General features: G+C 42.9%; 10 protein-coding genes. 4 read left to right on the plus strand and 6 right to left on the minus strand.

All coding sequences use genetic code 11. The features are described from left to right. Positions 1-416: 416 nt before the first annotated feature. The gene (locus FC98_RS02585; RefSeq protein ID WP_008856212.1) at positions 417-971 is read right to left on the minus strand and encodes a TetR/AcrR family transcriptional regulator; all 555 of its coding nucleotides are present in this window, start codon (positions 969-971) and stop codon (positions 417-419) included. Between the two features lie 165 nt (positions 972-1,136). Here FC98_RS02585 and FC98_RS02590 point away from each other — a divergent pair, with 165 nt between their 5' ends. Continuing rightward, entirely contained in the window at positions 1,137-3,728 is a 2,592-nt protein-coding gene (locus FC98_RS02590; protein ID WP_008856213.1) for an efflux RND transporter permease subunit, read from the plus strand. Positions 3,729-4,223: 495 nt separating this feature from the next. Here FC98_RS02590 and FC98_RS02595 read toward each other — a convergent pair whose 3' ends face one another. Together FC98_RS02595 and FC98_RS15310 are read right to left on the minus strand one after the other, a co-directional pair. Then, a complete protein-coding gene (locus FC98_RS02595; protein WP_054654473.1) occupies positions 4,224-5,918 on the minus strand; it encodes an oleate hydratase in 1,695 nt (564 codons plus the stop codon). Positions 5,919-6,148: 230 nt separating this feature from the next. Continuing rightward, positions 6,149-6,271, minus strand: a complete 123-nt coding sequence (locus tag FC98_RS15310; RefSeq protein ID WP_008856216.1) for a hypothetical protein — start codon at positions 6,269-6,271, stop codon at positions 6,149-6,151. Between the two features lie 282 nt (positions 6,272-6,553). Here FC98_RS15310 and FC98_RS02600 point away from each other — a divergent pair, with 282 nt between their 5' ends. From FC98_RS02600 to FC98_RS02610, 3 genes are all read left to right on the plus strand, one after another. Then, a complete protein-coding gene (locus tag FC98_RS02600) occupies positions 6,554-7,993 on the plus strand; it encodes a DHA2 family efflux MFS transporter permease subunit (protein ID WP_008856217.1) in 1,440 nt (479 codons plus the stop codon). Between the two features lie 165 nt (positions 7,994-8,158). Then, entirely contained in the window at positions 8,159-8,701 is a 543-nt protein-coding gene (locus FC98_RS02605; RefSeq protein WP_040471217.1) for a MarR family winged helix-turn-helix transcriptional regulator, read from the plus strand. After that, the gene (locus FC98_RS02610) at positions 8,688-9,050 is read left to right on the plus strand and encodes a rhodanese-like domain-containing protein (RefSeq protein WP_054654475.1); all 363 of its coding nucleotides are present in this window, start codon (positions 8,688-8,690) and stop codon (positions 9,048-9,050) included. The genes FC98_RS02605 and FC98_RS02610 overlap by 14 nt, the downstream gene beginning before the upstream one ends. A gap of 156 nt (positions 9,051-9,206) precedes the next feature. On the opposite strand, the gene FC98_RS02615 is transcribed toward FC98_RS02610, so the two are convergent. The 3 genes from FC98_RS02615 to FC98_RS02625 all read right to left on the minus strand — a co-directional run bounded on the left by FC98_RS02615 (position 9,207) and on the right by FC98_RS02625 (position 11,961). Further along, complete coding sequence (locus FC98_RS02615; protein ID WP_008856220.1) at positions 9,207-10,385, minus strand: aminotransferase class I/II-fold pyridoxal phosphate-dependent enzyme; 1,179 nt, start codon at positions 10,383-10,385, stop codon at positions 9,207-9,209. 482 nt (positions 10,386-10,867) lie between these two features. Further along, positions 10,868-11,509, minus strand: a complete 642-nt coding sequence (locus tag FC98_RS02620) for a DUF421 domain-containing protein (protein WP_054654477.1) — start codon at positions 11,507-11,509, stop codon at positions 10,868-10,870. Beyond that, positions 11,509-11,961, minus strand: coding sequence for a DUF3290 domain-containing protein (locus FC98_RS02625; RefSeq protein WP_008856222.1), 453 nt, complete (start codon positions 11,959-11,961; stop codon positions 11,509-11,511). Before FC98_RS02625 ends, FC98_RS02620 begins: the two co-directional genes overlap by 1 nt. Positions 11,962-12,040: the final 79 nt, after the last annotated feature.

Raw genomic sequence — 12,040 nt, forward strand, 5'->3', positions numbered from 1 at the left:
TTTTGGAATTTTTGTTGGTGGTGCTTATCCGCAGGTTTATGCCTGACACAGCTGTCCTAAACCTCAAAGTCATCCATTTGTGTTTAATTGAACAAGAAATGTTATTAATGTCTTCCGGAAGTGCTGATTAATCTTCTCATTCAGTCCACATTAATAATCTTAAAGATTGGCGAAAGCGATTTCAATATCATCAAAAGTACATTTAGTGTTATAAAGTCACCCACAATTACATATTTGGTGGTGAAAAGTAACCTAGAAAAGTGAAAGAGAAAATTAAACCGTTTTTGTTAAATTTAATTTTCAAATTGCTTTTTCCGTTCCAACATTTGTTCACCTAGATAAAAAACCACCTACTGATTAATTTCAGTAGATGGCCCTTTAATCACGATCTATCAATTTTTACCGATAATAATCAATTAGACTTTTTTAAGGAGTTCCGGATTAACAATAATCTTCGCAAGCTCATCCGAGCTAATCTTATCTTCACCACTCAGCCACTTTTCCAATGCCCCAACGGATCCACTCACAAAAAACGTAAAATAATATTCCAACAAACGGTGGTCATTAATGTGACCCTGGGCGGTAAATTCATGCATGAACAGCTCATGAGCTTGAGCAAAAATTTGATCGATAATTTTATCTGTCCGTTTCATGCTTAACATAATTCTCATTGCCACCGCGTTATCTTCAACAACCAAAACCAGCCGTCTGCCCCAGTCCTGCAAATCATCCTTGGGCTGTACCTTCAACAGTGGGCTTATCTGGTCGAAGATGTCATTTTCAATCGCTTCAAATAGGTTATCTGGATTATCAAAGTGCAGGTAAAAGGTCCCCCGGTTAATGTCAGCCTCTTGGCAGATCTGGGTAACGGTTACCTTGGCAAGTGGTTCCTGCTGCAGCAACGTTAATAGCGCTCTTTTCAGCGTTTGAATCGTATATTGGGTTCGCCGATTATTTTTAATTCCGACCATTAGTTGAACATCCTCTCGTTCACTGTCTAATTGATAACATTTTGCCGTTATTTACTTATTGTCATTTTCTTGTTGCCAATATTATACTGATGTCTGTGCTTCAAAATCAACACAGTATCCATTTAATGGCACAATGTCAATTTTGGATGAAGGGATGTTTAAAAAATGAAACACTTATTTTCAAGAATCGGCGGGTTAATTCATCAACACGCTAAGCTCACCTTACTATTAATTGGAATTATCACCATTGCGTTTGGATTTGGACTACCCAAGATTCAAATGAACACTGGCAACAGTATGTTTGTTAGCAAGCACTCTAAAATTGCCAAAGATTCATTGACGTATCAAAAACAATTCGGAAACGATATGTTCATTATTGATGTCCAAAATAATGACGGTTCAACGGTCACCCCTGCCACCTTTAAGAAAGTCAGCCAGTTCACCAATCAAGCTGAAAAGATTCAGGGAATTAAATCCGTTTCTAGTGTTACTAATATCTTAAACAGTGAGCTGCATTCATCTTCAGCCAGCACAATGGCAACAGGTTCGGAAGGCAGCTCTGCCAAGCTCCAAGCAGCCATGATGGCCCAGCTTTCAAAGAGCCAAAAGAAGGTCTTGCAAAACCAGATCCAGAAATCACTTTCTGCCGGCCAGAAGCAAAAGATCTCTGCATACACCCTGACGCTTTTAACGGATACCCAAAAGGCTAAGATGGCGCAGGCAGCGGCGAGTGGTCAAACCGGTTCCGCCACTGCCCAAGCAAGCCTGTTAACGTCCAATCAACAGCGAAAACTCCAAGGCTATACCCAGACAATCCTAACCAGTTCCCAAAAACAAGCCCTAGCAGCCCAGATGGTAACCATGCTGCCAAATAGTCAAAATATGAAGCCAGCGTTACTTCATGAATTGGTTTATTCGAATAACGGTAAAATCCCAACTTCAATGTCCCAATTGCTCCCGAAAAATGGCAAGCATTTATTAGTGACGTTAACGACCACTGCCAATACGGACATGAACATGAATAACGTCCAGTACAATAAGATCAAAAAAGCACTGGCAAATTCTGGTTTGACAGTCGGCCATCACAAAGCTAGTATCGCCGGGCAACCCGCAATTGGTGGTACCGTTGGGAAGCAAATGACTAAAAGTATGGCAATTATGCTGGTAGCTGCCGTTATCATTATGTTTGTCATCCTGTTAATTGTCTTTCCCGTCCGACGCCGGTTATTGCCATTAATTTTCGTTTTAATCGGGATGATTTGGACGTTTGGCTTTATGGGGTGGTTAGGCATTGACCTCACCATGGCCACAATGGCCACCCTCCCAATCCTAATTGGACTTGGGACAGACTTTGGGGTTCAGTTCTTAAACCGTTATGAGGAAGAGTATAAAAATAACGGTCAAAATACGACCCAAGCAATTACGACCACTGCCGGGCATTCTGGAATGGCAGTGGGAATTGCCTCCATTGTCATGATACTAAGCTTTTTGACGATGCTCATTTCAAAGGCACCGATGCTCCAATACTTTGGTATCACCCTCGCGATTGGCGTCTTAATGTGTTATATCGTCGAATTTGCCCTAACCTTTGCGACGGTTGCCCTCTTGGACCAGCGACAAAACTTCAAGCAGACTGCCAAGTTGAATACCAACAACTCTTGGCTAAACAACACGTTGGCAAACTATGCTAAGTGGGTCATGAAACATGCTGGCGTTATTACAGTTATCGGGGTTCTCATAGGTGGCATCGGGTTCTTCTTTGAAAGTCATATCTCAATTGAAACGAATTTAATCAAGATGATCCCACAAGACTTACCTGCCCTAAAAGCAAATAAACGGGTCATCAAAGAAGTTGGTTCAACCACTAACTTTACGTATTTGGTAAAATCTGACGATGTCCGCAGTAAGGATAACTTAGAAGCCGTCAACGAATTTGGCAAACAAGTCCAGTCCAAATACGGTTCAAAAGATATCCTAGACGTTAGCTCATTGCCACAAACTTTGGGAACAGCAACCCTTACAGAGAATCAGGCAAAACTTAACGCATCCATTTCCCAGATGCCAACAATTATTCGCCAAAACCTCATTAGTAAAAATCACCAATACGCAACGGTGACGTTCAAGATTAATCCAAGGCTTAACTCTGATCAATCATTAAAACTAATGAATAAGATAACGAAGGATGCTAAGAACGTGAGTGGTGACGTGGTGATCTCTCCTGCCGGCTCCACTAGTATGATGCTTAAAGGAATCAAAAACATGACGGCCAATCATGAATTGATCATCATTGCCGGCCTAGTCACCATCTTTATCGTTTTAATGCTAGTCTACCGCCATTTTCATTACGCTATCTACCCACTATTGCCAATCATCATCGTACTGGGCCTTTCACCAATGACCCTTAAGCTACTTGGGATTAGCTATAACCCCGTAACCATCTCGCTTAGTTCATTGATCTTAGGGATTGGAACTGAATTTACCATCCTGGTACTAGAACGGTATATCGAGGAGCGAAAGAAGGGTGCCGATAACGAGAGGTCAATTGAAACCGCGATGAAATCGGTTGGTCAGGCCATCACCGTTTCGGGGTTAACCGTCATTGCCGGCTTCACAACCCTAACCTTCGTTAACTTCCCAGTACTACGGTCATTTGGCTTCATCACCGTCTTAGATACGGCGTACGCGTTGATTAGTACGTTAACGATTTTGCCAGCGATTATTTACTTGCTGCGGCCACGGAAAAAAGAAGCGAAGTAAAACGATTGGAACCCGTCTAGAAACTCATTAACACATATAACTGGGTATAGGAGAGACCTGATCTAACCGAGTCCTTATTCTTAAATGTAAATTCCCCTTCGCAGCATACCTCTCATTTATGCCGTAAGATGTTAAATCCTGTCACTCGTCTGCACAAGACGTTGCGTTCATTATAAAACAAGCTCTGCCAACTTATTTCCTACTTATTGCTTTTGTCATAGAAACGAGAAAGCCCCGACCATCGCATTTCATGCTAGGTTAGGGTTTTCTTGGTTATCTAGTGGAATTGTGCTCCGAAAAGCAGCCGCTCTCAACATATAAAGGGTTCATCTCTAAAATCCTCAAAGCCGAGGTATCCGCCGCTATCTAGTGGAATGGTGCTCCGAAAAGCAGCCGCTCAACATATAAAGGGTTCATCCCTAAAATCCAAAACCAGGATTTTAGGGATGAACCCTTTATATGACCGCGGCTAACCGCTTTTCCCCGCACACTTACTTACTCAAACATCTTCTTAGTCGCCTTTGCAAGTGTCTTCGGATCCTTATCGTATCGAGGATTCTTAACTAACTTAGCCATTGGGATACCAGCAAAGTGGTAAGCGGCAATTTCGCCCGACCGAACGGCACTTTGTTCTGTGAAGACCATCTGGTAAGGCTGCTCAACAAATTCACCCGTAAAGGCCAAATTCGTTGCGTGTTCTGGAATGACCTTTGGCCGGTCAGTCTTTGCCCGGTTATTGAACAAGGCAGAGGCGTATGGCATGTAAACCGGAATGCAGTTGATGATACTATCCATAATTTCCTGCTTTTTGTCCATAATGTTGCCCGGTCCTGGATCGACTTTAGACAACTGGCCAATTAACTCCTCAGCCATTTCCTTCCCAGTCATTTCAATGTAGGGCTTGTCAACAAACTCACCCTTCCGCCTTGGATACAAGAAGTAGCCCCAGATAACCGATTCATTTGACTTTTGATCAGTAAAATGAGGTTGGTGATGAACCACGATCGACATGTTAACGTCCTTGGTCCCCATTGAGGTGATCGGATTCGTCGAAATAAATGAATTCAGCGCATTACCAGGAACTTGGGTCGTAATTCTTGTGATTTTGTTTAATAAAACATGATCCTTAGTAGTTAACGTGAAGCTGGACCACTCACTGGCGTTGCGGTCGTTGAAGAATTTGTCCGGATTGCCTAAATTATAAAACCGTTCCGTGGCTTTCTTCCACAAGCTGGCCGCTGCCCCGTAATCCATGTTTTCTGGGGCTGGCGTGTCGAAATCACCGAGGCTGGCTGAATCGGTAATTGAGCCATTGGTGAAGATCACAGCCGTATCGTCATCCACATCAACGTGTTCATTGTTACCCGTCTCCGTATTTTCCATGGTAAGGCCGGTTACCGTAATTTCATCCTGCATTTGGGTATCCTTAAAATCAAAATCAACCACCCGTCTATTGAGAATAATTTGGACGCCCTGTTTCTTCAGGTAATTAATCACGGGTAACATAATGCTTTCGTATTGGTTATAACGAGTTCGGTTAACTCCTACTAGATGTTCAATTTGGGTAAATTCGTAAATCATTTGATGCATGTACCGGCGCAATTCTTGAGTTGAACTTTGAATCCTAAAAGCAAAGGTAGTCTCCCACATGTACCAGAAATTAGTCGAGAAGAAGTGCGGATCGTCTTTGAAGTAATCCGCGATTGAAATGTTGTCAAGTTCATCTTCCTTGGAATCCGGCATTAAAATTAATTTGGTGAGGTACCAGCGGTCTTTATTATTAAAGCCAAGTTTACCACCATCAATAATTCCCTTACCGCCTTCCATCAAGCGGGCTTTATCAAACGTCCGGTGCTTCCCGTCAAAATCGCGGGTATCTTCAGCCGCGGTCATATTGGGTTCAGTCGCTGAAGGAATGCGACTTAATAAATCCATCAAGTCAACGTAGGTCCGGTAGTTGAGCATCCGGCCACCCCGGGCAACAAACCCTTTAGTATTGGCCATTGGATGATTTTTATTCCAATATTCATCGGCCGCAACGCTTGCGGTTGACCCATCGTTAGCTCCGTGATCGTCAAGGGCGTAAAAAGTGATTTGATCACCCTGCCAATGACCTTCTTGAATTAAATAAACGGCTGCTGCCATATTAGCCAAACCAGCACCGATCATAATTGCTTTATTCTTTGTCATTTGATCCTCTCCTTTTTAAAGAGTGCGGAACCAGGCGGTTAGAAGCTGGAGCATAAGTCTCCTTTAACAGAAATCCCCGGTTCTGGGATTTTTGTTAAAGGTGCTTATGCGCAAGCTTCTGCCTGGTGTAGCACATTTCCACTATGTTGCCAAGATCTCAAATACCCAGTTTTGGAATTTTGGTTAGTAGTGATTACACGCAGATCTCTGCTTTGCGCAGCTGTCCTAACCTACTTTGCTTCATATTCATCATAAAGATGCGAATCATCTTCAAACCAACCAATTGATTTTAGAAAATAAACGATGAGGGCGGCGAGGCCAATCCCCGTGACGAAAAGTTTTTTGTGTTTCATATGGGTCGCTCCTGTTCCTAAGTTATTCACTCATAATATAGTCAACCATAGATTTATATTACTACTTCAATTGTAATGGAATTATTTAGAAAATAAACGCTTATGTACTTATACATTTTACGGTTTAATTTTCGACTTTATTTTCAAAATGAAAGCTTCAATTTTACTGTTTTCAAAAAAAGACAGATTCTTGAAAATTAATCCTTACGAGGAAAGTTTATTTATGGTAATGTAATCAATTGTGTCTATGCTACTTATTTAGAACAGGAGAATTAATTATTTATGGAAAAAACAATCAATCCAAGCGAAAGCATCACCCAAGAAAAGAAGCCCAGTGCTGCCAAGCCCGTTGCCAAACCATTCCTAGCGATGATTGGCATGCTAATTGGTGGCTTTGTGGGGATGCTTTCTGAAACTTCTCTCAACATTGCCCTGCCAAGTCTCATGGCCCAATTACACGTCAGTCTTGGCACAATCCAGTGGCTTGTTACCGGCTACATGCTTGTCATTGGAATTGTCTTACCTATGTCTAGCTTGCTTTCACGTTGGTTTTCAACTAGACAGCTCATTTTATTTGCCCTGACAGACTTTATTATTGGAGCCGTCATTTCCGCATTAGCACCCAATTTTGCCATCCTCCTCGTTGGCCGAATGATCCAAGGAATCGCGACCGGACTAATCTTACCGCTGATGTTCACTGTTGCTACTCTCATCTTCCCACCGTATAAGCTCGGAGCCGCAATGGGAATGATCGGCCTGGTTATCATGTTTGCGCCAGCGATTGGTCCAACCCTCGCCGGCATGATCCTTGGCCTGCTGTCGTGGCACTGGATCTTTTGGCTATTTGTGCCATTTTTACTTATCGGTTTCTACTTAGCTTTCAAGTACCTGCCAAACGTCGGTAACGTTACCAAGCCCCACGTCGATACGTTCTCAATTATTTTGTCGGCCCTCGGGTTCGGTGGTCTGGTTACTGGTGTTAGCTTAGCTAGTGAAGCTGGCTGGGCATCCATGGAAGTCATTGGCACCCTGGTTGCTGCCGTGATCTTGTTAGCCTGGTATATTCGCCGTCAAGTAACCTCCAAGACCCCAATTCTCAACTTCCGGGTATTCACCAACAAACAATTCACGGTTGGCTCCATCTTAGTTATGCTAGACTTTGCTATCATCCTATCGTCGATGTACCTGCTGCCAATGTTTTGGCAAAATGGGCTCGCCATCCCAGTTGCCTTAACTGGAATCGTGATGCTCCCCGGTGGGATTGTGAACGCAATTGTTTCCGCTATCGCTGGCCGATTCTCAGATCAAGTCAGCCCTAAACTGTTGATCACCATGGGCTATGGCGTCACCATCATTGGCATTATCCTCTTACTTTTTGCAAAAGCGACCTCACCAATGTGGTACGTCATTCTTGGTCACATCGTTATCATGGTCGGCGCCCCATTAGCCATGTCGCCTTCCCAAACATTTGGCCTCGGCGCCCTCAATCAGGCCACTTCTGGTGACGGCAGCACGATCATGAACACCTTCCAGCAAATTATCGGCGCCATGGCAACCGCCATTGCCACGAGTTTGTTGGCATTTGGGCAACACCTTTCAAATGGAAGTGGTCAAGTTGCTTTTACTACGGGTTTCCATGTTGGTTTGCTGTTCACCTTGATTGTTGCCATCGTTGCCTTCTTAATTGCACTAACAATCAAAAAACCAGCGTTAAAAGAATAATTATCAATCGGCTTTAAAGTAAGTCAGAGCTAGCGGCATCAATTCCGTTAGCTTTTTTTGTACCCAAAATTCTAAAAATAAAAATTAATTCCCCTTGCATTTATACAAAGATGGGATATACTTCATATAGTTAGCCGGCTAACTATATGAAAAGAGGAATCTGTTTTGAGTTATTATAATTTTGTCGATCGCCCAAGCAAACAGCGAATCAAGGAGATGGCCGCAGAGCTGAATCTGGCTGTTTCGCCCGATGCCGTTCATCTCTTTCTGGATTTTCAATTAACTTACCGAGAAATCGAAAAGAACTATGAGCACTTAGTCGAGAGCTTTGATTTAAGTGAATCTCGGTTCATCATCTTAATGTTTTTATTCTATGCGGACGACAAAGCCCTATTGCCATCTGAGATTGCCACCAAGCTGGGCGTAACTAAACCCACTATCAGCAAACTATTAAAAGGCATGCAGCAGCAAGATCTTGTTACGAGCCATTCATCGACGGAAGACAAACGGGTTAGGTATATTCAACTGACAACGGCTGGTGAGCAGTTGCTAAGAACCTTTTTACCTTACAACTACCGTTCATCTTCGCTGTTATTTGAAGATTTTAGTGCAACGGAAATGACCCAATTCTCTCACCTACTACGGAAACTACTGAAAGCAAAAGACAAGATTCAAAAATTGGAGGAAGAACATCATGCAAACCAATAAAATTAACTTACTAGAAACGTATTTGAGTCTCTACATCAGCCCGATGCAAGTATTAAATGCCACCAAAAAAGGTGATTCTGACTATGTTGTTTTAGACATTAGAAATGCCCCTAGCCAAATTAAGCAAGATCAGATTGCGGGCGCAATCGCAATGCCTGCCAAGGACCTGCCCGCTCACCTTGATGCGTTAGACAAGGCCAAAACCTATGTTGTTTATGATTGGAACGGCGGCACCATTTTAGGCAAACAAGCACTATTAATCTTACTTAAAGCAGGTTTTAAAGCTTTCGAACTTGCTGGGGCATTAGAAGGCTGGAAGGGTATGAAGCTGCCCGTTGAAGCGGTTTAGATTGTTAGGCTAGAACCAAAAAATGCGCTCATAAAAATATCAGTCACCACTCACGACATTCTGAATTCGAATGCTGAGATTGGCGACTGATATTTTTGAACCATTTTTTAGTTCACGTTTAGTTGTTCACTTCAATCCTCACTACTAAGCCGTCACCTATGCGCGATCGGCCACGGTATTCTTATCCTTAACCATCTGCTTAACGGCCTTCATCGCCGCTGCTAAAGCATCATCACTAGCTGCATAACTAATGCGGATATATTCGTTATCGCCAAATGGATCACCTGGCATCAAGCCAATGTGGTAATCTTTAGCCAACGTCTTCACAAATTGCCAGCTATCCATTTGGAGACTAGCAGGAATCTTGGCGAACACGTAGAAGGCGCCGCCTGGATGCACAACATCAAAGCCCGCTTCGCTCATATTTTGAACCACGAAGTCCCGCCGCTTCAAGTATTCCTTCTTCATCACTGCCGCGTCGTTTTGCCCATGGGTCAAGGCTTCGGTAGCCGCATATTGCACTAGTGAAGCTGCCGCGGTTACGGTAAATTGATGCGTTTTGGCAATTTCATCAATGAATGGGTGAGGCCCAAATACGAATCCCAAGCGCCACCCAGTCATAGCATGGGACTTAGATAATCCGTTGGTCACAATTGTTTGTTCAGGCAATAATTTAGAAATCGTGTAGTGCTTTTGACCATACGTCAGTTCACCATAAATTTCATCGCTAATTACCCAGATCTTATTCTGCTTCAAAACAGGTGCCAAAGCTGCAATTTGCGCTTCAGTATAGGCAACACCGGTTGGATTATTTGGATCGGTTAAAATCAGGCCCTTAACTGCTAAATCAGGATGATCATCAACCGCCTTTTGAATTTTTTCTGGGGTCAAAACGAAGCCAGAGTCACTCGTATCGACAAAGATCGTCTTGATTTGGTTCAGCGTCATCAAAGCTTCATAAAGCGGATATGCCGGTGTCGGAATAATCACGGCATCTCCTGGTTTAAACAACGTCTTAACGGTCGATGCCAGTGCTTCAGTTGCCCCAACGGAAACGACAATCTCATCCGCGGAATAATGATAACCAAACTTGTCTCGATAATACGTCGACGCCGCTTCCCGTAAATCTTGAAAGCCCCAATAATAAGGGTAGTGGGAGCAATTGGTGTTGATCGCCTCAATTGCGGCCTTCTTAATATGATCCGGCACGTCAAAATTGGGTTCACCCAAAGTTAACTTAATGATATCTGGATCAGAACTAATGTCATGATCAAATTTTCTCATGGCAGACGGCTTAACGTTTAAGACATTTGGATTAATTTCATCTAATTCCATATAAATGATCCCTCCGCGGCGGTTAAATTTTATACTGGCAACCTGTAATGACCATCACAAAGTTCCAGTAAAGATTAGTGTTAATAATATATCATATTTGTAAGAAGTCAATGAGAACTACAACAATTATTGCATAAAACATTAAGTATAATCACGAATGCCGCGTTAAATCAGCATTTATTCATAATAATTTGATTAGTGATTCACAGGCTATTTTAATGGTAATCAAAATCAGGATTCAAAATCTCGTTAATTTTATTTTGGCTTAGGACAGGTCCTTTAGGCAGGGACTTCCTTGTAGGCACCTTGGGGGAAATTTTGGCCCCAGAATTTGAGGTGGTGGAAACGTGCTACACCAAGCAGAGACTTGCACCTAAGCCTTCTCCACCAAAAATCCAGAACCAGGATTTCTGGCGGAGAAAACTTAGGCTCCAGTCTCTAACCGCTTGGTTCCGCACTCTGACCGCTTTGCTCCGCTCACTTTAAGATTTCGATGCGAACTTCGCCACCGTTAATTGACCATCGCGGTACGTTGCCCAGTACACATCCCTTATACTATCGATCTTCTGCTTTTTGAGTTCGGCTGCTAACCAATTTTCATCTTTTTCCATCAGATCTAACACGTCGGGATCAACTTGACCATCGACAATTACTGGGTACCGGATACTACCCTCGCCCTGGTTGAGAACGGTTAACGAACCATTTTGTTCCACAATTGCCCGCTTCACCTGACTGATGTCGTAAACACCGGCAGTTCGTAGCTTAAAGTCAACATCCTTGGCTGATAAATTAGCTTTCAAACAATTTTCAACCAGCATCTTACCATTTCTGACAATCGTAATCGGTTCGCCTTCGATAAATTTACCAAACCAGTGGATGTGAGTCTTCAGATAACGAGTCACCATAATGAGCAACGCCCACAGCAGCAAGATTACCAAAAATTGGGCCATTGTAATGGCAGGATTATAAATCACCCCACCAATAATGCCACCAAGGACGTAGTTTTGCAGCTGATCCATCGCGGAAGTTGGGGCCAGGTTTCCTTTGCCGGTGACGTTAATTAGGATGGTAATAAATAAGAAACCAACGATTAACTTTAACAACACATCAGAATATGTAAACATTAGGATTCCCCCTTAACAGTAACGTTATTTGGATCGTGAAGCGCAACCTTTTCTAAGACAAATTGGGTCCCATCGGAATTGTAATCAATACGGTAAAATCCCTTAGGTGTTTTGATCATCAAGTTCGCGTTTTGACTCGTCGAATTGATACTGACCCGGCTTGGGGAAATCTTGAGACGGGCAGCGGATTCCTTAACCACGGTCGTAATTTGACCGGTTTGTTTAGTTGCTGACTGCATCGAACTGAAATCATCGTATTGCATTGCCAAAATTAACAAAAGCAGCGTGCCAACAATAATACTTAAATCTTTGTACTTGACGTCCAACCTATTCCGTAGGTAGTGAATTAAAAAGATCATGAAGATTAGCGCCAGAATACTCAGAACAATAATCCGGGCATACTGCCAGTTACCTTGGGACGTATTTAAATAGTGATAGGTATAAAATGTCATGGTTTGTTCATCCCCCAATGGATAAGTGAGCGGAGCAAAGCGATTAGAGATCGGAGGGTAAGTCGTCTCCTATCGAGAG

Origin of the sequence: Lentilactobacillus kisonensis DSM 19906 = JCM 15041 (assembly GCF_001434135.1) — a bacterium.
GTDB lineage: Bacteria > Bacillota > Bacilli > Lactobacillales > Lactobacillaceae > Lentilactobacillus > Lentilactobacillus kisonensis.

Coding starts and splice junctions, on each gene's coding strand:
- FC98_RS02620 (WP_054654477.1), bottom strand. CDS start 11,509: ATGTTTACATATTCTGATGTGTTGTTAAAGTTAATCGTTGGTTTCTTA.
- FC98_RS02615 (WP_008856220.1), bottom strand. CDS start 10,385: ATGGAATTAGATGAAATTAATCCAAATGTCTTAAACGTTAAGCCGTCT.
- FC98_RS02625 (WP_008856222.1), bottom strand. CDS start 11,961: ATGACATTTTATACCTATCACTATTTAAATACGTCCCAAGGTAACTGG.
- FC98_RS02585 (WP_008856212.1), bottom strand. CDS start 971: ATGGTCGGAATTAAAAATAATCGGCGAACCCAATATACGATTCAAACG.
- FC98_RS02600 (WP_008856217.1), top strand. CDS start 6,554: ATGGAAAAAACAATCAATCCAAGCGAAAGCATCACCCAAGAAAAGAAG.
- FC98_RS02610 (WP_054654475.1), top strand. CDS start 8,688: ATGCAAACCAATAAAATTAACTTACTAGAAACGTATTTGAGTCTCTAC.
- FC98_RS02595 (WP_054654473.1), bottom strand. CDS start 5,918: ATGACAAAGAATAAAGCAATTATGATCGGTGCTGGTTTGGCTAATATG.
- FC98_RS02590 (WP_008856213.1), top strand. CDS start 1,137: ATGAAACACTTATTTTCAAGAATCGGCGGGTTAATTCATCAACACGCT.
- FC98_RS15310 (WP_008856216.1), bottom strand. CDS start 6,271: ATGAAACACAAAAAACTTTTCGTCACGGGGATTGGCCTCGCCGCCCTC.